Origin of the sequence: Rhodococcus sp. 06-1474-1B (assembly GCF_002258885.1) — a bacterium.
Lineage (GTDB): Bacteria > Actinomycetota > Actinomycetes > Mycobacteriales > Mycobacteriaceae > Rhodococcoides > Rhodococcoides fascians.
Window position 1 is genome coordinate 326,104 of the sequence record NZ_NOYR01000027.1, and the last position, 25,799, is coordinate 351,902.

28 protein-coding genes are annotated in these 25,799 nt (G+C 64.2%); 10 read left to right on the forward strand and 18 right to left on the reverse strand.

The genetic code is table 11. The annotated features are described in order from the left end of the window. Positions 1–46 precede the first annotated feature (46 nt). The gene (locus CH266_RS16680) at positions 47–898 is read left to right on the forward strand and encodes a glycosyltransferase family 2 protein (RefSeq protein ID WP_032372043.1); all 852 of its coding nucleotides are present in this window, start codon (positions 47–49) and stop codon (positions 896–898) included. Then, positions 895–1,857 carry a glycosyltransferase family 2 protein gene (locus CH266_RS16685; protein WP_032381440.1) on the forward strand — a complete coding sequence of 321 codons (963 nt, stop codon included), beginning with the start codon at positions 895–897 and terminating at the stop codon, positions 1,855–1,857. Before CH266_RS16680 ends, CH266_RS16685 begins: the two co-directional genes overlap by 4 nt. A 28-nt stretch (positions 1,858–1,885) precedes the next feature. Here the strand turns inward: CH266_RS16685 and CH266_RS16690 are convergent, their stop codons facing one another. Together CH266_RS16690 and CH266_RS16695 are read right to left on the reverse strand one after the other, a co-directional pair. Next, positions 1,886–4,303 carry a glycosyl hydrolase 2 galactose-binding domain-containing protein gene (locus CH266_RS16690; RefSeq protein ID WP_094715738.1) on the reverse strand — a complete coding sequence of 806 codons (2,418 nt, stop codon included), beginning with the start codon at positions 4,301–4,303 and terminating at the stop codon, positions 1,886–1,888. After that, positions 4,300–5,304: a DUF1839 family protein gene (locus CH266_RS16695; RefSeq protein ID WP_094715739.1), complete on the reverse strand. Its 1,005-nt coding sequence runs from the start codon at positions 5,302–5,304 to the stop codon at positions 4,300–4,302. The genes CH266_RS16690 and CH266_RS16695 overlap by 4 nt, the downstream gene beginning before the upstream one ends. Before the next feature lie 358 nt (positions 5,305–5,662). On the opposite strand from CH266_RS16695, the gene CH266_RS16700 reads away from it, so the two are divergent. Then, positions 5,663–6,601, forward strand: a complete 939-nt coding sequence (locus tag CH266_RS16700; RefSeq protein WP_094715803.1) for an endonuclease/exonuclease/phosphatase family protein — start codon at positions 5,663–5,665, stop codon at positions 6,599–6,601. A 10-nt stretch (positions 6,602–6,611) separates the two neighbouring features. Here the strand turns inward: CH266_RS16700 and CH266_RS16705 are convergent, their stop codons facing one another. Beyond that, positions 6,612–8,006: an Hsp70 family protein gene (locus CH266_RS16705; protein ID WP_094715740.1), complete on the reverse strand. Its 1,395-nt coding sequence runs from the start codon at positions 8,004–8,006 to the stop codon at positions 6,612–6,614. A 164-nt stretch (positions 8,007–8,170) separates the two neighbouring features. On the opposite strand from CH266_RS16705, the gene CH266_RS16710 reads away from it, so the two are divergent. Together CH266_RS16710 and CH266_RS16715 are read left to right on the forward strand one after the other, a co-directional pair. Beyond that, the gene (locus CH266_RS16710; protein ID WP_032366897.1) at positions 8,171–8,680 is read left to right on the forward strand and encodes an arsenate reductase/protein-tyrosine-phosphatase family protein; all 510 of its coding nucleotides are present in this window, start codon (positions 8,171–8,173) and stop codon (positions 8,678–8,680) included. A gap of 90 nt (positions 8,681–8,770) precedes the next feature. Further along, on the forward strand, positions 8,771–9,142 hold the full coding sequence (locus CH266_RS16715; protein ID WP_094715741.1) for a hypothetical protein: 372 nt from the start codon (positions 8,771–8,773) through the stop codon (positions 9,140–9,142). A 3-nt stretch (positions 9,143–9,145) separates the two neighbouring features. Here the strand turns inward: CH266_RS16715 and CH266_RS16720 are convergent, their stop codons facing one another. From CH266_RS16720 to CH266_RS16730, 3 genes are read right to left on the reverse strand one after another with little or no spacing between them, the layout of a single operon-like run. After that, positions 9,146–10,942: an ABC transporter ATP-binding protein gene (locus CH266_RS16720; protein WP_094715742.1), complete on the reverse strand. Its 1,797-nt coding sequence runs from the start codon at positions 10,940–10,942 to the stop codon at positions 9,146–9,148. A 21-nt stretch (positions 10,943–10,963) separates the two neighbouring features. Next, a complete protein-coding gene (locus CH266_RS16725; RefSeq protein ID WP_027495616.1) occupies positions 10,964–11,428 on the reverse strand; it encodes an ATP-binding protein in 465 nt (154 codons plus the stop codon). Between the two features lie 21 nt (positions 11,429–11,449). Next, positions 11,450–11,785 carry an STAS domain-containing protein gene (locus CH266_RS16730; RefSeq protein ID WP_032372037.1) on the reverse strand — a complete coding sequence of 112 codons (336 nt, stop codon included), beginning with the start codon at positions 11,783–11,785 and terminating at the stop codon, positions 11,450–11,452. A 259-nt stretch (positions 11,786–12,044) separates the two neighbouring features. Between CH266_RS16730 and CH266_RS16735 the strand changes: the two genes are divergently transcribed. Together CH266_RS16735 and CH266_RS16740 are read left to right on the forward strand one after the other, a co-directional pair. Then, the gene (locus CH266_RS16735) at positions 12,045–12,464 is read left to right on the forward strand and encodes a FluC/FEX family fluoride channel (protein ID WP_255175940.1); all 420 of its coding nucleotides are present in this window, start codon (positions 12,045–12,047) and stop codon (positions 12,462–12,464) included. Then, positions 12,461–12,826: a CrcB family protein gene (locus tag CH266_RS16740; protein WP_094715743.1), complete on the forward strand. Its 366-nt coding sequence runs from the start codon at positions 12,461–12,463 to the stop codon at positions 12,824–12,826. The genes CH266_RS16735 and CH266_RS16740 overlap by 4 nt, the downstream gene beginning before the upstream one ends. A gap of 10 nt (positions 12,827–12,836) precedes the next feature. Here CH266_RS16740 and CH266_RS16745 read toward each other — a convergent pair whose 3' ends face one another. The 7 genes from CH266_RS16745 to CH266_RS16775 all read right to left on the reverse strand — a co-directional run bounded on the left by CH266_RS16745 (position 12,837) and on the right by CH266_RS16775 (position 18,926). Then, the gene (locus CH266_RS16745; protein WP_094715744.1) at positions 12,837–13,412 is read right to left on the reverse strand and encodes a YdcF family protein; all 576 of its coding nucleotides are present in this window, start codon (positions 13,410–13,412) and stop codon (positions 12,837–12,839) included. A gap of 50 nt (positions 13,413–13,462) precedes the next feature. After that, positions 13,463–13,669 carry a hypothetical protein gene (locus CH266_RS16750; RefSeq protein ID WP_027495611.1) on the reverse strand — a complete coding sequence of 69 codons (207 nt, stop codon included), beginning with the start codon at positions 13,667–13,669 and terminating at the stop codon, positions 13,463–13,465. Between the two features lie 79 nt (positions 13,670–13,748). Then, positions 13,749–14,480, reverse strand: a complete 732-nt coding sequence (locus CH266_RS16755; protein ID WP_094715745.1) for a MerR family transcriptional regulator — start codon at positions 14,478–14,480, stop codon at positions 13,749–13,751. Between the two features lie 121 nt (positions 14,481–14,601). Continuing rightward, positions 14,602–16,125: a flavin-containing monooxygenase gene (locus tag CH266_RS16760; RefSeq protein WP_094715746.1), complete on the reverse strand. Its 1,524-nt coding sequence runs from the start codon at positions 16,123–16,125 to the stop codon at positions 14,602–14,604. Beyond that, on the reverse strand, positions 16,122–17,042 hold the full coding sequence (locus CH266_RS16765; RefSeq protein WP_032374990.1) for a hypothetical protein: 921 nt from the start codon (positions 17,040–17,042) through the stop codon (positions 16,122–16,124). Before CH266_RS16765 ends, CH266_RS16760 begins: the two co-directional genes overlap by 4 nt. 1 nt (position 17,043) lies before the next feature. Next, positions 17,044–17,922, reverse strand: coding sequence for an SDR family NAD(P)-dependent oxidoreductase (locus tag CH266_RS16770; protein WP_094715747.1), 879 nt, complete (start codon positions 17,920–17,922; stop codon positions 17,044–17,046). After that, positions 17,922–18,926 (reverse strand): alpha/beta hydrolase, encoded by a 1,005-nt coding sequence (locus CH266_RS16775; protein WP_303396116.1) that lies wholly within the window; start codon positions 18,924–18,926, stop codon positions 17,922–17,924. The genes CH266_RS16770 and CH266_RS16775 overlap by 1 nt, the downstream gene beginning before the upstream one ends. Before the next feature lie 112 nt (positions 18,927–19,038). On the opposite strand from CH266_RS16775, the gene CH266_RS16780 reads away from it, so the two are divergent. Then, on the forward strand, positions 19,039–20,127 hold the full coding sequence (locus CH266_RS16780) for a ferredoxin--NADP reductase (RefSeq protein WP_032381533.1): 1,089 nt from the start codon (positions 19,039–19,041) through the stop codon (positions 20,125–20,127). A 15-nt stretch (positions 20,128–20,142) separates the two neighbouring features. Here the strand turns inward: CH266_RS16780 and CH266_RS16785 are convergent, their stop codons facing one another. From CH266_RS16785 to CH266_RS16795, 3 genes are read right to left on the reverse strand one after another with little or no spacing between them, the layout of a single operon-like run. Beyond that, complete coding sequence (locus CH266_RS16785; protein WP_051365015.1) at positions 20,143–20,820, reverse strand: TetR/AcrR family transcriptional regulator; 678 nt, start codon at positions 20,818–20,820, stop codon at positions 20,143–20,145. Next, positions 20,817–21,617, reverse strand: coding sequence for an alpha/beta fold hydrolase (locus CH266_RS16790; RefSeq protein WP_027495603.1), 801 nt, complete (start codon positions 21,615–21,617; stop codon positions 20,817–20,819). Before CH266_RS16790 ends, CH266_RS16785 begins: the two co-directional genes overlap by 4 nt. Positions 21,618–21,634: 17 nt before the next feature. After that, entirely contained in the window at positions 21,635–23,191 is a 1,557-nt protein-coding gene (locus CH266_RS16795; protein ID WP_094715748.1) for a flavin-containing monooxygenase, read from the reverse strand. Between the two features lie 196 nt (positions 23,192–23,387). Between CH266_RS16795 and CH266_RS25430 the strand changes: the two genes are divergently transcribed. Together CH266_RS25430 and CH266_RS26130 are read left to right on the forward strand one after the other, a co-directional pair. Then, entirely contained in the window at positions 23,388–23,549 is a 162-nt protein-coding gene (locus CH266_RS25430; RefSeq protein WP_155288534.1) for a hypothetical protein, read from the forward strand. A gap of 166 nt (positions 23,550–23,715) precedes the next feature. After that, the gene (locus CH266_RS26130) at positions 23,716–24,306 is read left to right on the forward strand and encodes a CsbD family protein (protein ID WP_094715749.1); all 591 of its coding nucleotides are present in this window, start codon (positions 23,716–23,718) and stop codon (positions 24,304–24,306) included. Between the two features lie 53 nt (positions 24,307–24,359). Here CH266_RS26130 and CH266_RS16805 read toward each other — a convergent pair whose 3' ends face one another. Beyond that, complete coding sequence (locus tag CH266_RS16805; RefSeq protein ID WP_027495602.1) at positions 24,360–24,656, reverse strand: hypothetical protein; 297 nt, start codon at positions 24,654–24,656, stop codon at positions 24,360–24,362. 103 nt (positions 24,657–24,759) lie between these two features. Beyond that, positions 24,760–25,725 (reverse strand): alpha/beta hydrolase, encoded by a 966-nt coding sequence (locus CH266_RS16810; protein ID WP_205914390.1) that lies wholly within the window; start codon positions 25,723–25,725, stop codon positions 24,760–24,762. Positions 25,726–25,799 lie beyond the last annotated feature (74 nt).

Below are 25,799 nucleotides of genomic sequence, written 5' to 3' on the forward strand. Positions count from 1 at the left end.
AGCTCGATCAGCTAGTGCCCACCGAACTCGAACATCTGGAATGGATATGTTGAATCGTCAGAATCCCCGCGTCAGTGTCGTCATCCCGACTCTCAACGAGGCCGCGAACCTTCGCCATGTCCTCCCCTTGCTGTCCCACGAATTCGAGCTCGTACTGGTCGACGGCGGATCCACCGACGGAACCATCGAAGCCGCACGCGAGATTCGCAGCGACATCCGCGTCATTCAACAGACCCGTAAGGGTAAGGGCAACGCGCTCGCCTGCGGCTTCGAAGCTGCCACCGGCGACATCATCGTCATGTTCGACGCGGACGGCTCTGCCGACGCGGCCGAGATCCCCCGGTTCGTCGATGCCCTGATCGCCGGTGCCGACTTCGCCAAGGGCAGCCGGTTCTGCGAGGGCGGCGGCAGCCACGACATCACGCCGCTGCGCCGCGCCGGCAACGGTGGTCTGCACCTGGTGGCCAACACGCTCTTCGGCACCCGTTTCTCGGATCTGTGCTACGGCTACAACGCCTTCTGGCGAGACCTGGTGCCGGTCCTGGATCTGCCCGTGGTCGATCAGCCGGGCAGCGAGGGAATGATGCTGTGGGGTGACGGATTCGAGATCGAGACCATCATCAACTGCCGCTTCGCCGAGGCGTCCGTACGGATCGAAGAAGTGCCGAGTGTCGAGCTGGCGCGCATCTACGGCCAGAGCAACCTACGCACCTTCTCCGACGGCTTCCGGGTGCTGCGCACCTTGATGACCGAGCGCATGCGCGCCCGCAGAATCTCCCGCAAGCACATCGCTCGTCCGTCGCGTGAGTCGATCGATGCCCGCACCGACATGGACCTCGAGTTCGAGGTCATGGAGTCGTTCGGCGAGGTCATCGAGCTCCGCGAGAGAACGGCGTGAGTCTGCCGACTTCCTCGGTCGTCATCTGCGCGTACACGTTGGCTCGATGGTCCGAACTGTGCACTGCCGTGCGTGCAGTTCTCGATCAGAGCGTCGCTGCCGACGAGCTGATTCTCGTCGTCGACCACAATCAGCAGCTGGCCGAGCGCGCTCGAGCGGAATTCCTACCGCTGAGCGACACCGTGAACGTGGTCGAGAACAGCCACCCACGAGGACTGTCGGGGGCACGGAACACCTCCCTCGACCTCGCCAGAGGTGACATCGTCGTCTTCCTGGACGACGACGCGTCCCCACGCACGACCGAATGGCTCGACGCCATTCTGTCCCATTACTCGGATGATGCCGTGTACGCCGTTGGGGGCTCTGCATACCCGGTATGGCCGGACAAGCGTCCGGCCTTCTTACCGGCCGAGGTAGTGGGTGAACCCGGCGAACTCGATTGGGTCGTCGGGTGCACCTACCGCGGGCAGCCGACGGAAACCGCTCAGGTCCGTAATCTCATGGGCGCGAACATGTCTTTCCGCCGCGCGCCGGTCGTCGAACTCGGCGGCTTCGTCTCCGGAATCGGCCGAATCGGACGCGTTCCGCTCGGGTGCGAGGAGACGGAACTATGTATTCGCCTGCGCCAGACGCATCCCGACGCGCAGATCGTGTTCGATCCCTCGATCGTCGTCGATCACACCGTCAGTGCCGATCGGACGCGACCCCGCTACCTCATCACCCGCAGCTACGCCGAGGGCGTGTCCAAGGCAGCGATCGCCCGACTGATCGGTGCGGGCGACGCACTGTCGTCCGAGCGCGCGTACACCGCCAAGGTTCTGCCGCGTGCTGTCGGCCGTGAGACGAGCGCGGCTGCTCGCGGCAACCCGGCGCGGGCGTGGGGCGCGATGGCTGTGGTGGCCAGCGTCGGGGCCGCGGGAGTCGGTTATGTCCGAGGCAAATTCAGCGTGAGCCGCTAGCGGCACGTGCACGGAACTTCGTAGCCCACTACGAACTTCCACTCACGACCCTCGGTGCCACCGACGCCCGTTCCACGGAATTCAGGGCCCGAACGTGTCCCCTGGGTTTACCGGTGCCTCGGTTGACGAGTGCGATGGTGCGCGGTTCGTTCGGCGCGAGATGGAACCACGAATCGGACGCGTCGAAGCCGTCGACATCGACACAGACGTACTGCGCTGCCCACTCCGAGGACACTGTGAGCTCCCACGTCCCGGCTCCGGTATCGACGACACTCGCGCTCAGGCCCACGGTGTTCTGCCGACTCTGCGCGCCGACGAGCGCGGTGTTCCGGGCTATCTCGACTCCGTCGTCGCCCGCGAACACCACTGTGATCGCCGAGTACGTCCGACTCCCGAAACGGTAGGCGTGATTGGCATCGGTGAACGACCCCACGATGGAGTCCACCGTCAGTTCGGTCGAGCCGTTCGAGTCGACCGATACCGCCCGCTCGAACTGTTGCACGCCGCGCGCGGTGTGCAGCGCCACGCGCAGTGTGCCCGATCGGGCCGGACCGTCGTTGACGAGCTCCACCGAATAGCCGTCGAGACCGTTGTCGCACAACAGCACTGCGGTCGGTGCGCCGGCCCTCGCGAGCGCGTAGAACGGTGCCTTCGGTGCACCGGTGGCGTCGGTGATACCCCACCCGGCACCGGGCACGGTGTCTCGTAACGTCAACACGAGCGCGCCCGCACATCCGGAAGACGCCCGCCGCCACCGACCGAACGCTTCCTCGAAAGCCTCGACGAGCACCGCCCTGCCGTAGTCCAGGTAGAGCTCGGCGTCGTCCCGCCGAATAAGGTGCGGGTCGACACCGAAGACAGTGCGTACGTAGTGATCGCGGACGTCCTCGAAATCCCACGACGAACCGCGATCGCGAGGGACCGCGGATTTCCACTCGGGGTGATGCCCGGCCACCGCAGCAGATCCGAAGAACCTGTCGACCTGCGCACGTTCGGGAGGAACGGAGAAGGCCAGGCATTCCGCAGCGAATCGCACACCCGCGGTACGAATATCGGACAGTGGCCGCAGGTAACCACCCACCCCGAAGTAATGGGCTATACCGTCGCCCACGTGGGTGTGCAATTCGCCGGTCGAGCTGGACGGAGACGACGTCACGTAGGCGACGTCCGGCAGACGATCGGCGAGGAAATCAGGAACGATGTTGTCCAGCATGTCCATTCGCTGATCCTCGGCCGCGAGACCCAGCATCGTCGGTTGCTGCTGCGTTTCGCTTCCGCCGCTGACGACCATCAGGGCCGGATTGGCGCAGACGAGGTCCGCGAACGCGTGCAGCTCTCGGGCGACCGCCGCCGTGTACACCTCGTCGGTGGGCGGGTCGACGGTTCCCAACATGACGTCCTGCCACACCATGATGCCGAGTTCCGCGCACAGAGACCAGAATTCGGCCTGCTCGTACACCAGCGCGCCGACCACGCGCACCATGTTCACGCCCGCCGACTGCAGCTGCACCAACGCTACGTGCAGGTCCTGCTCCGACGACCACAGTCGCACCGGATCGAGTGGAGTCCACGTACCACCGCGACAGAAGATCGGGCTACCGTTGACCACCAACTGCGCGCCGCCTCCGGAGCGATCGAGTACGACGGCGCGAAAGCCGATGTCGCCCACCGGGTATTCCACCCCGTTCACATCCAACGCCACGCGGTAGGTCCTGGGCTGTCCGTGCGTGTGCGGCCACCACAGCTCGACGTCCGGCAGCGTCAGAGTCGTATCGATACGATCGACCGTTCCGATCTCGAACACGCTGTCCCCGATCAGGATTCGCGTCGACGACGCGGAATCCAGCTCGGCGTGCACCGTGACGATACCGTCGGTGCCGCGGACCGTCGTCGACAGACCGACGCCACGAGGGCTCGACATCGGCACCATCGACACCGGCCGCCACGGACCCACCGGAACAGGCACGGGCCCGTACACCGGTGCCCGGCCAAGCATCGTCGTACGCTCGTGCCGCAAACCCTGTGCAGCGATCATCGAGGACCGCCACCGACCACGTGGCCGTCGAGTCTTCAGATGTGCGGCAAGAGATTCGACGTGGACTGCAATGGTGACGGTCGGTCCGCAACCGGTCAGATCGACAGTCTCGGGCACGAACATGGACGTGACGGTTCGCCGATGAACACCGTCCACCCAGATCTGGGCCCGAGTCGCGATTCCGCCGAAGGTCAGCCGCATCTCGGGGTGATCGCCGGTCGGGACGGTGGTCGCGTACCACCAATCGTGTTCGTCCGGAGCACAATCGGTGTCACCGAGCGCGCTCGCCACCGTGCCGGGCACGACGGCGTCGAGCCACTCGAGGTCGGCAGGCAGGTCAGCAGGGTCGAGGATGGATCCGGCGTCGGTTCGGGCCAGCCGCCACGGCACGCCGTCGAGCAGATCGATCACGCGCTCAATGCACCCACGACGATATCCATCGCTGTCGCCCAGTTCTTGCTCATGTCGTTCAGCGGTTCGTCGAGCACCACGGCGCGGCCACGCGCTGCTCGCGCCATCCGGAACTGAACGGCCTTCGCGCCGGACGCTGCGTCGAGGAAATGCTGCGCCGCGTCGCCGGCTCCACGTATCCCGCGGCTCTCGAGGTACTGCACGTAGTTGGCGGCAAGCTCCGCGGTGGCACCGAATTGCCGGAGCAATCCGAACGACCACAGATGAAAGGCGTCGGGCCCGGACGTCTGGACGAGCGGGATGTCGGCCACGATGCGCCGAGCGAGGGCATCGACGGGATTGCCCGGTGCCCTTCTGGACAGATGTGCCCGGGCGACGTCGAGGTCGCGGTCACCGACCCGCGCGTCGAGCACTGCCGCGTCGACTCGAACCTGTTCGACGTACGGCAGCAACACCTCGGCGTGAGGCTCGGGCGCGAGATTGAACACCCCGTCGAAGTCCGCCCCGGTCAGCTCGAAGTAACCCCGGTTGTGGAAGTAGCCCATCACCTTGTCGTCTCGGTTGACGAGATTCGGCACGATGGTGGTCTTGGTGTGCTGATTCCGGTAGCTGGTGCCTGCGGTGTCGGGAAGCCAGAAGCCGTCGACCTCCACCGTGACGTGGGTGCCGTCGAGCAGCCCTTCGACGACGTGCTCGAGAACGGGTCGCCATACGTTCATCTCGGCCACGCCGATGCCGTAGAGCGCGCGCAGATCCTCGGGCAGAATTTTCACGAAGTCCCACTGCCGTCCGTCACATCCGGCGCTGAGCACGAACGCGAGCGCCGGGGTGGGATCGGCACCGAGTGAGTGCAGTACCTCGATCCACAGATCGACGTAGCAGTTGGTCTCGGTCCAGATGCGGTCGTGGTTGTGGATGGGATGAGGCCGGTAGCTGATGGGGTCGAGTTCGAGAACCCGGAGGCCGGTACCGAGCCTCTCCAGCACTGCATCGTTCGACATGACGCGCCTCTCCTACCGGAACAATGTCGGACGGTCCCCGAGCCGCATTTGTCCATATTGCCTGCATCCAGGCCACTCATCGTAGCGAATCGGTTTGTTCTACGCTTCCGATCCGGCGGTAGGATTGTTTTCGACGCACTTACTACTTACTGATCCACCGTTTGAGCGTCTGAACGACAGGAACCCGAAAACGCGGGCAATCACACAACGAACAGTCGGTTCCGCGGCGGTAATGCTGATGCGCAGCTTGTTCGTGTCGACACTTGCATATCCGCTCTGAGCTGGGCACATGCCGAGTGTAGACAACACCTGCAACATTCATGCCCATCTCGGGCGGACACGAGGAGGCACGAGCGCGATGCGCCGTTTCGTTCGCAGCGCAGCGCTGGTCGTGGGGTGGTGTCTCGTCGCCGTAGCTCTCGGAATGTTTGCCGTCCGACAGGTCGGCGTGACCGAGATCACTTTCGTTGCTTTGGTGGTCGGAACTCCGTACCTCGGAGTCGCCACCGTCGCGGCGCTCCTGCTCTTCGCCGCCGCCCGCTCACGTATCGGATCGGCGGTCGCAGCCGTCGTCACCGTCGCCGTCGTGGGCGTCCAGGTGCCGATGTTCCTGGCCGACGGACCGGACAACTCCGGACCGGACCTGTCCGTGTTGACGGTCAACGTGGCGCACGGGGACGCCGATGCCGGCGCAATCGTCGACGCGGTCCGTGATCACGACGTCGACGTGCTCGCCGTCCAGGAACTCACGCCCGAGGAAGTGACCGACCTGAGGGGTGCCGGTCTGGACGACCTGCTGCCGTTCTCCTTCACCGCCGCACTGCCTGTGGCCGACGGCACCGGATTGTGGAGCCGAACACCCTTGACCGACGGCACCCGGCTGAACGACTTCGGCTTCGTACCGGTGCAGGCGAACACCGTCGTCGACGGCACGACGCTGACCCTCGTTTCGTTCCATTCGATGTCTCCCGCGACGCCGCGCCACACCACCCAGTGGGACGCAGACCTGGCGAGGATGCGGGCCATCATGGATACCTACGACAACACTGCCATCGTCGCGGGCGACTTCAATGCCACCAACGATCACCGGCAATTCCGCATGTTGGCATCGGCTCCGTTCTCCGATGCGGCCGACGCTGCGGGGGCAGGACTGTTCCGCACCTTCCCGTCCGAACGTCCGTTGGCGCGGTTGGACCATGTCGTGACCAGTGACAGCGTCCGCGCGCGGTCGGTGCAGCCGTTACCGATCCCGGAGAGCGATCATCTGGCGGTGCTCGCAACGGTGCAGTTGCCGTGACCGTCCCCGGCTAGAAGCGCGGAAGCTGAATGACCGGAGGCGGCGGCAGCTGAATCTGTGGGAGCTGGATCTGCGGCAGACCGGGAATCAGCGGTGCCGGGGCAGGCACAGGAGCCGGTGCCGCGGGCGGCACGTACTCGGGCTCGGAATACGTCTGAGCCGGAGCCTGAACGGGCTCGGACGTAGGCGGCGGTGTTGTGGTCGGCGGTGGCGTCGTCGGCGTCGGGGTGACCCGGGTCGTCGTGGGACCTGCGGTGATCGGCACCGGTGAATCTGCCGGTGCACTGGTCGGGGCCGGCGACCCACCCCCGTATCCGAGGGACAGGCCGAGGGCGGCGACCGCGACGAGACCACCCGCGACCAGCACGGCACCGCGCACCTTGCGCTTCGAATCCGCAGGCTTGTCGGAGTGGGGTTCCGGAGTCAACCAATCGGGTGCACCGGTCAGCGACGCCGGGTCGGCTGCGGGCTGTCGCCCGCCCGACTGCGGATTCGACTGGGGGTTGGACTGCGCATTCGGTTGGGGAACCGGCTGGTGCGGTGCCTCGACGACCGGTGTGGCGAGCAGTGCCGCTCCACGGGCCGCAACCGATTCGGGGTCTGCCGGAGTGACGACGGGTAACCCGACCCAGGCATCGAGTATGGCTCCGACCAGCGGTATTCGGGCGCCGCCGCCGATCAGGAACAGCGCGTCGACATGCTTGGGAGAACGCCCGATGACGTCTCGAACCAGGCGAGCGGAGTACTCGATCGGGACGGTCACCAGTGATTCGAAGGCCTCGCGGGAGATCAGGATGACGCCGCCGTCGCCCGGAAGACACACAGCGCCGCTGGTCGACAATTGTTCCTTGGCGACCCGGCACCGCGCGGTGAACGCGCTCAGTTCTTGGTTGTCGGCAATGTCGACGCCCTGCTTGGCCAACTGGTTGTCGGCGATCAGGCGATCGAAGTCGTCGCCGCTGATGTCGATGGTGCGTTCTGCCAGCAGAACTTGGCCTGTACCGCGGTCGATCACGCTGATCGTCAGACCCGAACTGCCCAGGTCGTACAACGCGATGGTGCCGAGATGCCCCAGCTCGCCCGACGCTTCGAGGTACTGCAGCGCAGCCCGAGCCTCGGGAACCAGTCGATAGTTGTACAGCCGCTGACCGGCCATGGCCTGCTGGATCTCACCGAACTGCTGCTGGTCGCGATACGCCACGCCGGTTGCCTGCACTGGGCCGCCGTTGCCCGGTTGCGAGAGCACCACGCCGATGGACTCAGCGGCCAGTTCCTCGGCCCGGTCCCAGTAGGCGTCGACGGTGTCGTGGTGGAAGTCGAGGCGTCCCGAATCCTGAGGGCGCAGGTCGGGTCGAGCCATGCGCACCGCGCTGGCCCCCACCGACACACCGAGAACTTCGGTCATTACCTGCCTCTTGTCGATTTCCCCGTCAACACACGCCGAGACTTCATGTCACGAACCAGTCTCGATCCCCCCAATTGATCACTGTAGCGCGTCGGTGCGGCTGCGCCGCAGTGGTGCGTTCAGGTGCCCCCTGGGGCACCCAGCCACACCACTACAGTTGCGGCATGCGAGTTCTGTTCGTCTGCACCGGCAACATCTGCCGATCTCCGACTGCCGAGCGCCTTGCGGTCGCCTTCGCCCGTGAGGGCGGATTCGAGCTGACCGCCAGCAGTGCCGGGACACAGGGACTGACCGGGCACGCGATGGACCCGACGGCAGCGTTGGTGTTGTCGCAACTCGGCGGCGATCCCGAGGGCTTCGTGGCTCGACGCCTCACTCCGGCGATCACCGCCGACGCCGAACTCGTTCTGACGATGACCGCGTCGCATCGCGACGCCGTGCTCGCGCTGTCGCCGAGGCACATGCGTCGCACCTTCACCTTGCTCGAGGCGTCGAGCCTGGCCGCGGCGTCGGGCGCACGATCGGTTGCCGCCCTCGCCGACGCGCGGGCCGTCCACAGCGTCGAGACGCTGGATATCGGCGACCCGTACCGCCGCGACCCGTCCGTGTACGAGGAAGCCGGCGAGCTGATCGCGGCATCGTTGCCGAATGTTCTCCGACTGGCGCAGCCGTAAACTTCGACCCACCACGAATTCGCACGCTGCGGTAACGTTCTCGCATCATTGCCGACCACCCGGGTGCGGCCACGGCGTTAGGGTCTGTTCATGCGCGACAAGGTCATCGCGTTGGCAGCAGTGGCGAGTGCCGGAGTAGCCGTCACCGTGGGTCTGGTCATCGGTGCCCTCGGCGGCGCGTTCGACGATTCGAGCCAGGATGTCAGGCCGCCTGCGCTGAAGTCGGACTCCCTCAGTTCGGTCCAGGCGTCACTGACGTCCGCGATCGTCGTGGTTCCGCCGTCGCCCACCTGGCAGGTCGCGGTGCCCACCACCGCCAAGCCGCCGACAACGACGCCGGAGCGGCCTCAGACGACGACGCGGACGCCCCGAACAACCACCAAGCGGTCGGACCGAACTACCACGACCACCACCGACGAGGACTCGACCGACGAGCCCACGACCACCGAGTCGGGCCGGTAGATCTCAGGGACGGCCCGCTGTCAGATCGGGCGCGCTGTCTCCGATTCTCAACGCGGCCACCAGTTCTCGATACAGCGCGTCCGACGCCATGAGCTCCGCATGCGTTCCGCGTGCGCGCACCACCCCATCGTCCATCACCAGGATTGTGTCGGCGTCGAGCACGGTGGACAACCGATGCGCGATGGTGACGACGGCAGCGTCCTCGGCGATGGAACGGATGACCTCGTGGATCGCCGCCTCGGTGCGTCCGTCGACCTGAGCCGTCGCCTCGTCGAGCAGCAGGATCTGTGGGCGTCGAACGATGGCTCGCGCCAACGCGATTCGTTGCCGCTGCCCACCGGACACCGTCGAGCCGATCAGGTCGGTGTCCAATCCCTCGTCCAGAGCGCGGATGGTCGAGTCCAGGTGCACCGACTCGAGCGCCGCCCAGATGTCACCCTCACTGGCGTCAGGGTGACTGAACAACAGGTTCTCCCGCACAGAACCGGGGATCACCGGCGTCTCCTGCTCCACGTAGGACAGTCGAGAGCGCACCTCGCCGATCGTGAGCTCGCTGTACGGCGTTCCGCCGAGCCGTATCTCGCCGCTCTCGGGCGTCAGGAACCGCAGGATCAGAGAGAACACGCTGGTCTTGCCTGCACCGGAGGGACCGACGATCGCTGTGTGGCCACGCGCGGGGACGTCCAGGTCGATTCCTCGCACGGCCGGCTCTCGTCCCGGACCGTAACGTGCTGTCACACTTCGGAATTCGAGCGCCGGAGCAGCGTCGAAAACGGATCGGGTCGGCGCGGGGGTACCTTCCTCTCCCACTTCGACGACGAGGTCGTCGATCTGACGTATCCGCGCCGCCGCAGCCATACCCGCCTGCAGCGCGGTGATGTTGGTGGCGAGGGTGGAGACCGGGCTCATGACCTGAAATGCGTAGAGCAGAAACGCGATCAAGCTGGATACCGCCAGATCCCCGGTGCTGACGCGGTAGCCCCCGAGGCCGAGAATGCCGATGATGGCCAATTGGACGCCGCCGCCCGCGAAGGTCCACGCCAGTGCCGAGATCTTGACGGCGTGCACGCTGTGCCGAGCGGAGGTCCGCGCCTCGGCGATGACGCGTTCGGATTCGCGAGTCTCGGCTCTGCTGGACTTGACCGTTCGGATGGCCCGCAGGGTGCCGTCGAGAATGCCGCCGAGTCGTCCGATCGCTTCCTGTGATTGCCTCTGCGCGATGGCGATCGGAGGCATCAGCCTGGCGAACAACACTGCAATCGCCACGATGGCCACCGCGATCGCGCCCAGCAACACCAGATCCAGAACCGCCATCAGGATCAATGCGCCCACCAGACCCACGACGCTGTTGACTATGGCCACCAGCGCATTCGATGTCGCCTCACGCAGCAGCACGGTGTCCGAGGTGACGCGGGTGACCAACTCACCGGTGGGCCGAGTGTTCAGGCTGCCGACCGTGGCACCGAAATACTTCCGCACGATCGACTTGCGTGCGTCGAGCACGATCCGCTCGGCCAACACCCCGAGCACGATCCACTGCAGATACAGAACGGCCGAGCCGACGACCAACAGGGCCACCAGAACGACGACGGGAACGATCAGCGACGCGTCGGTGCCGAGTCCGTCGAGCACACCCTTGGCGACCATCGGCGTAGCCAACGCCGTTCCGGTACCGATCAGGCCGAGCGTCATGCCCAGGATCAGGGTGCGCCGATGAGGCCGCACGAACTGCCACAACACCCGTAGGTTGGGTACCGTTATTTTCTTCTTCTCGGCTGTCGCGATCTGCACATCGACCATGTAGTCAGTGTGCAGCAACGATCAGCTGGTACCGATCGCGTCCCAGATCATGTGGACCGTGGTGCCGTTCTGGTCCGACGTCACCGCCGCCGTATCGGCCAGAGCCCGCATCAGTGGGACGCCTCGACCTCGGTTGGGATCGGAATTGCGGGTCGCCCAATCGCCGCGGTCGGTCACCTTCACATCGATCCGGCCCTGCGCACCGCACAACACTCGAATATCGAGGGTTCCTCGGTCGGTGTGATCGCGATACGCATGTTCGACACTGTTCGCTATCGCCTCGTACGTCGCCAACACGACGTCGTACGCGCGATCCGGGTCGACGCCCAACTCGTTCAACCAGTCACCGAGTTCACGCCGAAGCTCCGACGCTCGATCCGCATCGGCAGGCTCGTCGGTGAACAGCAGTTCTTCCATTCGCGCACCTGCCGTCGAGATCGAACTGTCGGTACGTGAGTCGTCACCTCCGAAGAGAGTCGCCATCATGAATCCCGTCTACCCAAAACTTCAGGATCTACCCGCATGAATCGCAACGAGCGCCTCGTCGACCGTCGCATAGATGCCGAACACCTCGTCGAGCCCGACCAAAGTCAACGGACGCCCCGTCGCCGGACCGTCCGCCACCACGGCAAACCCGGCACTACCGCCCAGTTGCTGATGCGTCGAAGCCAGCAGCGACATGCCTGCCGATGCGAGGAAACCCACATCGCTGAGATCGATGACCACAGCCGACGGCGACTTCTCGAGCACCAGAGCCACGGACTCGGACAGATCAGGAGCCGTCACCAAATCCAACTCACCCGACACCGACAGAACGACATCCTGATCACGCCATTCAACAATCACATCGAAATGCTGGGGTCCGAGCCCCGATTCGTCCGCAGTCACACGAAGACTTTACCTCGCTCCCCCGCCCCGCCACCGCCGCCGAAGTCCACTCGACGTGACATCGACCCCCCCGCAGGTCCACTCAACGTGACATTGACCCCCGAAAAGTCCACCGAACGTGACATTGAGTCCCCCCCGGGGGGTGGCCTTCGGGTTGGTTTGCCGCCGTCGGCTCACTCAGCCGAGGGGTATCGATCGCATTAGGCTTGTCCAGGTGATCGAGGGCCTGCATTCCATGGACGGTCGCGGTCTGCGTCGTCGCTCGCTCGGGCAGTACGTCGCGGTCGTTGTGGGCGGCGCGGTCGGTGCGGCGTTTCGGTACGAGGTGTGGACGTGGCGGGCGACGCCGCGGTGGCAGTTGTTGTCCACGTTCGGTGTGAATGTGTTCGGCTGTCTGCTCGTCGGTGCTGCGTTGGGGTATCTGTCCGGTCGTCGGGCTCCGGTGACTCGGGCCGGGCTGTTCGGTCTTGCGTGCGGTCTGACGACGTTCGGTCTGTATGCGTTTCAGGCGGTCACCCATCGCGGGGCGTGGAATTCGGTGATCTATCTGGTGGCGACGCCGGTGCTCGCGTTGATCGCGATGGCGGTCGGGGCAGCGATCACGAGACCGGCACGAACGAGCCCGGCGCTGTGACGACGCTGATTCTGGTGGCGGTCGGCGGCGGACTCGCGGCTCTGGGCCAGTTCGTGTTCTCGTTCGCCCTGCGGTCGCGGCGACGGGCGACGGCACTGAATCTGGTGGCGTGTGCCGCGCTGGGGTTGGTGTTCGCTCTCGATCCGCCGGCCGCTGTTCGTTCCGTGGTCGCGGTCGGGTTTCTGGCGTCGGTGGCTCCGTTGGCGGGGACGACGCTGGCGACGATCGGGCTTGCGCGAGATCGTCGCTATCGCTCGGCAGCACTGTTCTTCGGCGCGAACGTGGTGGGTGGAATTGCCGCGGTGATGTTCGGGTTCCTGGCGTGGAAGTCCGGTGTGACGCTCTATCACAAGATTCTGTGACCGGATCCGGTCAGTCGCTTTCCGAATCCTGGCAGGAGCCCTGCACTCCGGCCTTGACGAACCCTGCGATTTGGTACAGGTACGTGAACTCCCATTCGACGAGTGAGAAGTCGTACGCGCGAGGCGTCGGACGCATCGTGACGGTTCCGTCGAAGCACTGATCGAAGATGTAGCGAGCCCGCGGGAGGTGGTATCGCCACGTCACGACGATGACGTGGTTCCAGCCGCGTTCGCGGGCAAGGGTTTCGGTGAACATGGCTTCGCCACGGGTGGTCGAGGGCGACGGCGGAATGCACAACACCTCGAACTGCGACGTGGACGCCGCGCAGGCCTTCCTCATCGTCGGATCGCTGGATCCGTAGGGATCGGACAGCACCACTGTCGTGGCCAGGCCTTGTTGGGCGAGCGAAATGCCGTAGGCCTCACGTCCGTCGTGTTCGCCGCCGAGCACCACGATGGCGTCGGCGGCAACGAGCGGATCCACCCGAGCTTTCGTGAACGCGAGGTAGCCGCCGACACCTACCGACGACACCAGGACAACTGGGATCGCCAGGGCGAGAAACAGCAACCAGCGTCCGCGGAACACCTCACCAGGTTAGGGAAGGCGCTCCGCGAGCGCGCGGTCAGCGACTCATATCACTCGCTGGGCTGCGGCACGGTGACGTTGCAGTCCGTGACCTCGGGGTTGATTCCGAAGTAGTTGAGCGGACCTGCGACGACGGTCAGGGCGATGGTGCCCGCACCTGCACAGTTCTCGGGCGCGTTCTCGAAGTCTCCGCGCTGGTACGACGCGAATGCGCCGATGATCAGCCAAACCAGAACGATCAACGTTACGAACCTCATTGGTGCCCCCTTAGGCGGTCAGCCGCCGTTCGGCTGTCGAAGGGCAGGTATGTCCGATTGTGGCAGGCTTCAAACCACGTCACGTGCGCTTCGACAGAGTCTCCGACAGATAATCGTTGAGGGCGCGTTCCTGTACCCGGTCCAGGGCGCGGGCCAGTTCTGCTTGTGCCGATTTCATGGCAAGGCTGCGCATCTTCTCGAACATCTCGGTGGTCTCGGCTACCTCTCCGGACTTGGGCAACCAACCTGGACCGTGTTTCGCGGCCAGATGGTCGGTCACGCTCCCGACCATCGACTCGGCGATTTCGTTCATTTTCGACGCGGTCCGCTCGTGCTGGTCGAGCAGTCGTTCCAGGGTGAACCCGTACTGGCTCAGGTCGACGAACACCTCGAGCAAGGTGGGGTCGAGGATCTCGGCCTGATCCCCGTCGATCCTGATCAGTTTCGCCTCGATGAGGCGCGCCACGATCGCATCGTTGTCCTCACCGAGAAATTGAGCGATCAATTCGACGGGGATGACCGTGGTCTCGGCCGACGACCACTTTCGAGTCACGATTTCCTGCAGGCCCAGGATTTCTTCCAGGTCCTTGCCTTGCTCCCAGCCCGACAGGAAATCGGCTATGTGCGCCGAGGTGAACCCCCGCTGAAGCAGCGAGTCGATCACCTTCAATCGAGTCAGGTGATCGTCGTTGTAAATACCTACTCGTCCTCGGAGCGTGGGCGGCGGCAGCAGCCCGCGTTCCTGGTACGCCCGCACGTTGCGAGTGGTCGTCTTGGCCTCTCGGGCCAAGTCGTCGATTCGATACTCCACCGAGCTCCCTACCTCCGCCGCGCGTCGACCCTCAGGATATACGTCGACCACGCGGCGGAAGGAGCGGAAGGAAGAGCCGAATCCGACCGTCATCGAAACGACAAGCGTGCTCTCGAGCGATTCAGGAGTGGGCGACGACCTGTGCCGGTTCCTGCGGCAGGTCGACGCGGCGCGGAACCGTGGTGAAATCGCCCTGTTCGACACCTCTGAGTTGGTTGACGTACTGGGTGGCGAAACCCGGGAACATGGTCGCGTTGAAGCCGTCCTCGGTGAGATACCAACTGCTGCAACCGGAATTCCAGGTCGTCTTCGCCAGTTTGCGCTGCAGGTCCTCGTTGTAGGCATCCTGGACGTCCTGGCGTACATCGGCGCTGTGCAGATCTCCTTCGAGTACCAGAGAGATCGCCTCGACGATGTAGTCGATCTGCGCCTCCATGTACACCAATGCCGAGCTGTGTCCTGGGCCTGAGTTCGGGCCGAAGGTGAAGAACATGTTCGGGTACCCCGATACCGCAATGCTCTTGTACGCCTTGGCTCCCGCGCTCCATTCGTCGGCCAGCACGCGGCTGTCGCGTCCGGTGATCGGAATGGGTGTTCCGGTGTTGGACACGTCGAACCCGGTAGCGAAGACGATGGCGTCGAACTGATGCTCGACGCCTTCCACGGTTCGAATGCCCTTGGGTGAGAGCGTCGCGATCGGCCAGGTCACCAACGTGCAGTTCGGCTTCTGCAGGGCCGGGTAGTAGTCGCTGGTCATCAGCAATCGCTTGCACCCGGCCCGGAACCGAGGTGTCAGCTGTCGCCGCAGCCACGGATCGCGAACCTGCTGACGCAGATGCGCGCGCCCGACCAGTTCGACGATACGCGTCAACGGGGTCTTCCACACGACACCGACGGCAACGGACTCGTGCCCCCAGAACCACAGCGACCGCGCCAGGGTCTGCGTCTGCGGGTACCGGGCGTATCGACGCTTGGTGCCTGCCTGCACCTTTCGATTGATCCTGGGCAGCGTCCAACCCGGGGTGCGTTGGAACACCTTGACCGTATCGGCGATCTTCACCAGTTCGGGCACGATCTGCACCGCGCTCGCCCCGGTTCCCACGACCGCGACCTTCTTACCCTCGAAGTCGTAGTCGTGATCCCACCGTGCACTGTGGATCTTGTGTCCCTCGTAGGTATCGATGCCTCGAATGTTCGGCAGGCTGGCATTGGCGAGCGGCCCCGACGCCATCACCACCGTGCGCGCCCGAACATCGGGGTGCCCGTCGATGCTCACGTGCCAATGCCCGGCCGCCTCGTTCCAGATGATGTCGACTACGTTGTGTCCGAATCGAATACGCGATCCGATGTCGAACTCACGCACCATTGTGTGGATGTAATCGAGAATCTCACCACTACCGGAATAGGTGTGCGACCAGTTGGGATTGGGCGCGAAACTGTACGAATACAGCCTCGACGGTATGTCGCAGGCTGCGCCCGGGTAAGTGTTGTCGCGCCAGGTTCCACCGACGGCGCTGCCGCGTTCGAGGATCGCGACATTCTCGATTCCACTGTTGCGCAGTCGGATAGCGGTACCGATTCCGGCGAATCCCGCACCGACGATCACGGCATCGAGTACACCTTCGCGCACATCGAAATCGCTCATGCGACGGGCTCGTAGGTCAGTTCCTTGGCCCAGGTGGGCTCGGAATTGAGAGTCTTGGTCGGGTACCGGCGAGTGAGCTTCACCAGTCCGTCCGCAACGCGGTGGTATGGATGCTTGCGGTTGATGACGATGCTGCTGTGCCACTGCACAAATCGATACATCGGCACGCGGAGCGCCTCGGGGCTACGCTCCCCCACACTGCGGAATCGCTTCATCGCGGTGTAGAGCCGCTCCTCGTCGACACCCATCTCGACGATGTTGTCGCGCATCTTGTTCAGCAGTGGGATGTAGCGCAGCAATCCGACGATGAGGGCCGGGTTCATCCAAGCACCGATGGTCTCGACCACCAGCTTGCGCATCCGGGAATGCCCGAGCAATTCGATGACCGCGAAATCGACCGCCAGATGCCGAGATTCGTCGGAGTTGATCTTCTTGAACACGGCTTGACACACCGGATCGTCGATCTCGTCCATGATGAACTTCACCAGCGCGCCGTCCAGCGCCACCTCGAGCATCGGTATGACGGTGCCCAGCACGGTCAGAGACAGCCCGTCGGAATGCTTGTCGAGCCAGTCGATGACGAGCTTGACGTTGACGTTCGGCTCGGGCATCCGGTCACCGTCGAGCATGCCCCACCGACGCATGAGAGCGAGCTCGGCGTTGGCGTGCTTCTGCTCTTCCGCGTGGAAGTAGCGATAGATCTCTGCGAGAGTCTCGTTCGGTGCCTTGAGCGCCATCGCCGCGAAGCCGCGAGCGCCCACGTTCTCGATCCACATCAGATCGGACATGAAGGGCTTCAGTTTGGCGTGTAGTTCGGGGCTGATGGTCTCGGCTCCCGGGCCGTCCCAGTCGATGTCCGCCAATGCCCACTGACGGTCCTTGATCTTGGTCAACATGTCATCGAAATCCATTGCCATGTCAGGCTCCTGTGGTTGTCGAGGTGAGGGATTCGTTCTTCGCCGGCTGCTGCTCGGCGGGCAGCACACGATTGAGCAAGCCGAGAAAACGCACGTACACGGCGGGCAGCAATCTCTTGAACCGCCAGACGGCTTTGGCGTCGAACTGGGGCACGACGTAGAGCCGGCCCCGGTCGAATGCATCGAGCGTTCGGGCAGCGATCTTGTCGGGAGACCGTCCGGTCCAGCGCATCGCAAACTCGGCCAGCCGGGACGAACTCGCGGTGATCCGGCCGTCGACGGCAACGTTGGTCTTGACGAACGTGGGACACAGAACCGACACCCGCACACCGGTACCCGAGAATTCCGCCGCCATCGTTTCCGACAGGCTCATCACTGCGGCCTTGCCGACGTTGTACGGACCCATCAGCGGCGCAGCGGCAAAGCCGGCGGCGGACGCGACGTTGATGATCCCGCCCTCACCCGCGGCCCGAAGCCCAGGCGTGAACACCTCGCAGCCGTGGATCACGCCCCAGAGGTTGATTCCCAAGGCCCAGTTCCAGTCCTCGAAACCGATGTCGCCGACGGGCTTTCCGCCGATTCCGACGCCTGCGTTGTTGATGAGCACCGTGGTGGGTCCGTCGAACTCGATGCCGGCACGCAGGGCCAGTTCCTCGACGTTCTCGCGGATCGACACATCGCACTCGACGGCGTATCCGGTGCCGCCGAGGGCGTTCACCATCGCGACGGTCTCCTGCGCTCGCGGCAACGAGATGTCGGCGCACATGACGGCTCCTCCACGTCGAGCCAGTTCCAGTGCGAACGCCCGGCCGATGCCGCTGCCTGCACCGGTCACTACCGCTCTCGACCCGTACGAGGGTCTTCCGGCCTTGGTTCTCATCAGCTCACCTGTTCTTTCGAATCATTCTGTACAACTCGGCTTTCGAGCGCATCAGCAATGAAAGCGGCCGCATGCTCGAGCGCCTGGGCAGCCTCAGGGATCAGCCGTGGGAGAGCGTGGAACACGTGCATCTGATCGGGCCAGATCTCGAGTTCGCTTCGTCCGCCGGCCGAGTCGATCATGGCGTGCAGGTGTCGTGCGTCGCCCCGAAGCATCTCGGCTCCCCCGACCTGGATCAGCGTCGGTGGCAGCTCCCGCACACGTCCGAGATCGAGCCGGAGACGCGGGAGACTCGCATCGTGGCCGTCGGTGTACAGCGAGACCAGTCCTCGCGCTGCCTTCGCCGAGATCATCGGGTCCTTGCGGGTGCGTTCCATCCGTTCCGACAGCTCGAAGTCGAGGTCGATCAGCGGCGAGAACAGCACCATCGCTCCCGGTTGCGGTGTACCGGTTCGGTCGTTCTCGATGATCAGATCGGCAGCGAGGTGACCGCCGGCCGAGTCCCCGGCGATGACGACGTTCGCTGCGGAATAGCCCTGGCCGAGCAGCCAGCGGTACGCGGCCTCGAGGTCGTCAGCTGCGGCGGGAAACGGGTGTTCCGGGGCCAGCCGGTAGTCGACCGTGAACACCGGCAGGCCGGTCGCGGCGGACAATCGCGCGGTCAGACCACGATGTGTTCGCGCCGAGCAGATGACGTACGCACTGCCGTGGATGTAGAGGATCACGCGTGGCCCGGGCGTCAGGCCGGGTGCTCGCACCCATTCACCGCGTACCGGGCCGCCGGCTACGAGGTCCACTCTCGTGCCCTTGGGGACGGGACCGAACAGGTTCATCGAGGTGGCGACGAGCCGTCGGGAGAACTCGATGCCACGCCGGGACGTCGGAAGCCGGTTCGTCATCGGACGCAGAGTCAGCCGGGTCATCAAGGCAGCCAGTCGAGTTCGCTGAGACCCCACCTTGGATGCACCGTGAGGCAGGTAGTAGTCGTAGGTGGTCGAAGTCACCACGCCACCTTCACCTCCTATTCGCCATTTGTCAATGGCCTATTAATTGGTGGCGAAGTATGCAACAGTGAGGGCCGACACCGAAAGCGCAAGGGAGCGAGCACACGTGACGATGTTCAGGAGCGCGCCATCGGAGGCCATCGATGTGTCTATCGGCGGTCCCGAGGACAGAATCTTCGAGCTGGAGATCGCCGAGGTGACCCGCGAGACCGAGGATGCGATCTCCCTCGGCTTTGCGGTCCCCGAACACCGGGAAGCGCACTTTCGGTACGAGCCGGGCCAATTCCTCACCCTCGAGATTCCGTGCACCGACGGCGGCACGGTGGCCCGCTGCTACTCCTTCTCCAGCTCTCCGGTACGCGACCGATACCCCACCGTGACCGTCAAGCGAATCCAGGACGGACTGGCATCACACTGGTTGCACGACAACGCTTTTCGCGGGATGCGACTCAAAGCGCTGAAACCGTCGGGCATGTTCGGACCCGAGGGCTGGGACGTGGATTTCGTCCTCATCGCCGCCGGCAGCGGCATCACCCCGATGATGTCGATCCTCAAAACTGCTCTGTTGCAGCACAAGAATCGAATCACCCTGGTCTACGCCAACCAGAACCGCGACTCGGTGATCTTCGCAGAGCACCTGACCGAACTGCAGTCGCGCTTCCCCGAACGACTCGACGTTCACCACTGGTACACCTCGGAATCGGGGTTACCCACCGCTGCCGGACTGGCCTCGATGAACGTGACGACTCCGTCCGACTGCGAGGCCTTCCTCTGTGGACCGACGCAATACATGAACGTCGCCGAGGAGTGGCTCGCTCGCACCGGTACGACGGCGCACAGAACACACCGCGAGGTGTTCTCCTCATTCGACTCGAATCCGTTTCAGGCCAGGGGCGCGTCGATTTCCGACGAACCCGGCGCGAACTCCGTGGCCGCTCAGGTCGAGATCGACGGAATGGAGACCGAGTTCACCTGGAATGCAGACACGAAGCTGCTCGACCGACTTCTCGAGCTGGGTCTCGACCCGCCGTACGTGTGCCGCGAAGGAACATGTGGCGGTTGCGCTTACACACTCACCGAGGGCACCGTGACCATGCTCGCGAACGAAACTCTCGACGAGTACGAACTGCAGCACGGTGTCCGATTGGCCTGCCAGTCCGTGCCCGATTCCACAAGCGTTCGTGCGGTGTTCGACCGCTGATGTCGAGGAGGGCGCTCAGCTATCGAGCGTCAACGTGTGCGGCTCCGAGGTGAAGATAGCGGCCGATCCCGCAGCGCGCGCTATGCCCGCGATACCGCCCCAGACCATCATGGTGAGGTAGTCGATGAGTTCGTCGACCGTCATGGTCCGGTCGAACATCCACCAGTGCGACGCCAACCGCACCGCGCCGATCATGGCAAAGGCGATGGGCATCGAACCGCCCGTGGAGAACTCCCGCTCTCGGAATCGGTCGGCGATGACGGAGGACAGTAACTCCGCGATCAGTCCCTCGGACACGGTGATGATGTCCTGGTTGCCGCTGACTGCATTGTTGGAATGGACGTAGATGTAGATTTCGGGATCTGTGGCAACCGTCGTGACGTAGGCGGAAATCACTGCGCGAGTGAGGTGATACTCATCGAGGTCCTCGGACATCGCGTCCTGGATCCGCGGCACCAGTGCAGTCTCGACGTATCGAGCCATCGCAGCGTCGGCGAGACCCTTTTTGTCCGCGAAGTGTTTGTACAGAACGGTTTTCGAGACACCGTTCGCGGCGGCGATGGCATCCATACCCACGTCGTGTCCATGCTCACGAATCGCTGCCAGTGTTCGATCGAGCAGTTCACGTCGCCGGGTGATTCTGTGGTCGCGCCACCGGTCGCTTCGCCCGTCCACCTTGACCACCGCGCTCATGCCGACTGCGGTACCGCTCGTGATCCCCTCAGCAGAATCGACGCCACCAGCTCCGGATCGTCCGACATCGGAACGTGCCCGAGACCCGGGTACGTCGTCACTTCGGCCTGCGGAAAGGTTCGACGCACGAGCGGTGCCTGATAGACCGGCAGAACCAAGTCACGACGGCCCCACGCGACGGTGACGGGAACGGTCTCGTCGACCGGAATGCTGAAGCGCGGCACTGCATTTCCGGCTGCGTCGATCGCACGGTTGGTGGTGATGCTGAGTGCGTCGATCGTGGCCGTCGCTGCGGGAACTCGCCACGGCTTGGCGTAGAACACGCCGTTGGCGATCGTGCGGCCGACGACCGAACGCATGACGGTAGGTGCGATCGGGCTGATCACTCGAGACAACGCTCGCAACAGTCGGAACACGAGGAGCGCCCGGGTCTGATCCCAGTGTCCGCGAAAGAATCCGGCCGGTGACAGGGCGGTCGCCGAGGCGACCGACCCGCGGGCAGCCAGTTCGAGCGCAAAGTAACCGCCCAGCGAATTTCCGGCCACGTGCGGCTTCTCGCCGTCCACCGCCACGTGCTCGAGGAATCGCTCCAACTCGGCCACGATCCACGGCCCCAGATCGAATTCCTCGGTGGGCAAGTCCGGTGACGCGCCGTGGCCGGGCAGGTCCACCGTCACCACTCGTCGATGCCGCGCCAGTATGTCGACGACACTGTCCCACGCATGTTGTCTGTGCACGATGCCGTGAATGAGCACCAATGTAGGGCCCTCACCCCGGATGGTGTGCGCGAGGGTCAGACCGTCGATGTCGGAAGTCACTGCGTGCCGACCTTTCTCGGCCAGATGCGGTATACGGGCGCGATGTCCGCCCCCGCCACACGGGCGTTGTCCGCTCGGCCGAACGTCATCGATTCCGTCAGATCGTCGAATCGTGCGTCGATCCTGTCGAGAATGTAGTTCTGCCGCACCGACCAGGGACGTTCGGTCCCCGATTTGGGTAGCTCGTTCAAGGAACGCGTGACGTATCCGGAGGCGAGGTCGACGACCGGACGAGAGTCCACGGCCTTGCCCTGTCGGTCCGGGATCGCATGGGTGTAGCCGTGAGACCGCATGTACACCAACAGTTTGGCTACTGCCTGCGCCGTCATGTCGGCCTTGAGCGTCCACGATGCATTCGTGTACCCGATGGACCATGCAACGTTGGGTACGTCCTCGAGCATGTGACCCTTGTAGACGAACTTGTCGTGCACCTCGAGCCGCTCACCGTCCAGAGACAATTCGATACCCCCGAACGCCTGGAGCTTCAATCCGGTTGCGGTGACGATGATGTCGGCGGGGATCTCGTCACCAGATTCCAACCGGATCCCGTCGGCGGTGATCTCGGCTATCCGGTCGGTCACCACGGTCGCGCGGCCGGAGCGAATGGCCTTGAAGAGATCGCCGTCCGGCACGACGCACAGCCGCTGGTCCCACGGGGCATACGTCGGCTTGAAGTGCTTGTCGACGTCGTATCCACGCGGAAGCTGCGCCTTCGTCATCGCCCGGAACACCCTGCGGGCCGTCTTCGGCGCACGTCGACACAGCTGATACGAGCCGACCATCAACAGTGCATTGCGCCACCGCAGTGCACTGTGCGCGAGGGAGTCCGGCAGCACACGCTGAGTGAGGGTGGTGAACGGATCGGTCATCGGCAACGACGCGATGTAGGTCGGCGAGCGCTGCAGCATCGTCACCGACGCAGCATCGACCGCGAGCGAAGGCACCAAAGTGATTGCGGTCGCGCCACTTCCGATGACAACGACCCGCTTACCGGTGTGGTCGAGACCTTCCGGCCACTGCTGGGGATGCACCACCTGCCCGGTGAACTTCTCCATCCCGGGAAGATCCGGGGTGTACCCACCCGAGTAGTCGAAGTAGCCGGTACACAAGAACACGAATCGACTTCGATACGTCCGCGGCACGCCGTCGGACAGCGTGTCGACGGTCCATAGGTCGGTCGACGAATCCCAGTTCGCCGCAACGACGGAGGTAGAGAAGTGCGTGCGCTCGTCTATGCCGTTGGTGTGAGCGGTATCGACGATGTAGTTACGAATGTCTTCGCCATGGGCAAGCAGAGTGTTTCCCTGCCAAGGCGTGTGCGGAAACGAGAACGTGAAGATATCGCTGTCCGAACGAATTCCCGGGTACCGGAACAGGTCCCAGGTACCGCCTGCTCGCTCGCGCCCTTCGAGGATCGCGTAGCTGAGCTCCGGTGCCATCTCCTGCAGTCGATACGCGGCTCCGACTCCCGAGATTCCCGCACCGATGATGAGCACGTCCCTGAAGTTGTCGTGGGTCGAACCGTCGACCTCGGGCCAGGTATCTGCATTCATCGACGCGCCTCGCTGTCTCACCGAACACCATCGCCCGGACGCCGACCGAGCAGCGACACCGCGACTAACATCACATAATGTGCCATTGACTGGTGGCGGTGTCAATGGCAGCCTTCGTGACAACACAGACAGGAGCTGTCATGGACCGCACTCTCTTCGCTGGGTGTACACCCAACGCAACCGGAACCAGTAGCCGATGACTCCCGTGGCGGTCGGGGCTGCGGGAGTCATCGCGCTGATCCTGCTCACGTCGAGAGGATCGGGACTGGACTTCGACCGGCGCTCGTTGTCGACGGCCTACTCAGCGCGTGCGGCGCGCGCACGCCGTAGAACGTGGTGGCCGCGTTCGACGAAGTAGTCGCAGCCCGCCGAGCAGCACAAATACGGCTACTCGTCGTAGTGACCCGAAACACCGTAGTCGGACGTATGTTTCGGACCGTCGAGTTCGACTCATACTTACCGGCGTCGTCCGCGACGTCACCGCTCCGGTTTCCGGAGACGACCTACACGAAAGAGGGATACCGATGGCCGACTTCATCGACAAGGCTCAGCACAAGGCAGAAGAACTGGCCGGGACTGCGAAGGAGAAGGCCGGTGAGGCCACCGGTGACGACAGCCTTCGCGCCGAAGGGGCCACCGACCAGGCCAAGGCCAACACTCAGCAGGCTGCAGACAAGGTTTCCGACGCCGCAGAGAGCGTTGCCGACTCCGCGGCCGGCGCTGCCAAGCAGGCCAAGCACGCAGCTGCAGACGTAGCCGAAAAGGCAGCCGAGACCGCCGCAGACGTCAAGAGCACCGTCCAGGACAAGGTCGAGAACGTCGACGTCGACGACGTGAAGGAGAAGGCCTCCCAGGTCGCCGACAAGGCAGCCGAGAAGGCTTCCGCCGTCGCCGACGACGTGAAGACCACGGTCCGCAACATCGACAGCGAGGATGTGGCCGAGGCCGCGAAGGTCGGCACTCCGATCATCGCCGCCATCGCAGCCGCCGCCGGTGCCGTCGCATTCGTGCTGATCCGTCGACGCAACCGTCGCCGCAGCGCCGCACATTTGTTCGTTCCGTCGAAGCGCACCACCCGCAAGCTCGCCAAGAAGGCACGTAAGCACAGCTTCTGAAGGTGATCACCCGGAAAGCCCCGCCTCGTTTTCAGGCGGGGCTTTCGCTCGTTCTACAGCGGTTTCAGCGCCCGGCTGGGCACCCAGTGTGTGACGGTTTCGCTCCGGTCTCGCGACATCAGTTCGTAGGTGACGCGACCCAACCAATCGCCGTCGACGGTGATGGACCATTCGACCAGATCCCCCGGGACCACGCGTCGAACATCGAAGCCTTCCGGATTGAACTTCGACGCGTGATGTGGCGGTAGCGGGTAGAGGACGTTCAGATCGATCCACACCTTGAGTGGTGGTCTGAGCATCTTGAACGGACGCACGGCAGACGCGGGTCGAGGTTGAGCGCGTCGTGCCATCGTTCGATCATACGTTCGATTCGGACGCAGTCATACCTGTCCCCGCAACGAGAAACGGCCACCCGCACACGAGGTGCGGGTGGCCGTCTTCGATCAGGATGAATCAGATGCCGAGCGATCCTGCCAGGAACGGCCAGGACTTGTGCAGGTCGTCCTGCCAGTAGCCCCAGGAGTGGTTGCCGACCGGACGGAAGTCGACAGTTGCCGGGATTCCCAGCTGGTCGAGACGCTTGGCCAGGTTGGACGTGCAGAAGTTGGTGGCCAGCTCGATGCCGCCGCCGACGATGACCTGGTTGGCGAGCGTCGCCGGGTCGTTCTTCAGTCGCGGGTTGGCGAAGGTGTCGTTCGGGATGCCGGGCAGTCCGCTGCCGGTGCTCATGTAGATCTGGGTGCCGCGCAGCTTCTCGGCGTTGAGCAGCGGATCGTTCTCGCGCCACACGGGGCCGTCGAGCGGGCCCCACATGTTCTCGACGTTTCCGCCGCCGTACGTCTCGACGACGAGCTTGACGAACTGCTGCCCGATCGGGTCCGAGGTCTGCGCGCAACCGCTGTATGCCGCGACACCGGTGAACTTGCCGGGGTACTTGATTGCGATGTTGAGAACCGACGTGCCCGTCATGGACAACGCTGCCAGCGACTGGCGACCGTTGGTGTCGAACTGGGCGTCGATCAGCGGAGGCAGTTCTTCACCGAGGAAGGTGCTCCACTTGTTGCTGCCGAGCTTCGGATCGTCCTGCAGCCAGTCGGTGTAGTAAGACCACTTGCCCTTCTGCGGAGTCACGATGTAGGCGTTCTTGTCCGACAGGAAGGCCTCGGCGTCGGTCTGCGACTGCCACGATGCGGCATCCTCGCCGCCACCTGCACCGTTGAGCAGGTACAGCACCGGACGCGACACGCTCTCGTCGGCGGGACGCTGCACCGTGACCGGAATGGTGCGGTTCATCGACGCGGAGTACACCTGGAGCTGAACCTGGCGGCCGTCGAGGGTGTTCACCGATTCGATTCGCGAGCCGTTGCTCGACTGAGTCGTTGCCGCGGGCAGTTCGTCCGCGGACGCGACGGGCGTCATCAGCGCGGTCGGAAGAATCGCCACTGCGAGGGCGACGGCCGCAGCCGAACCGAATCGCTGGAAGCCGTGTCGTC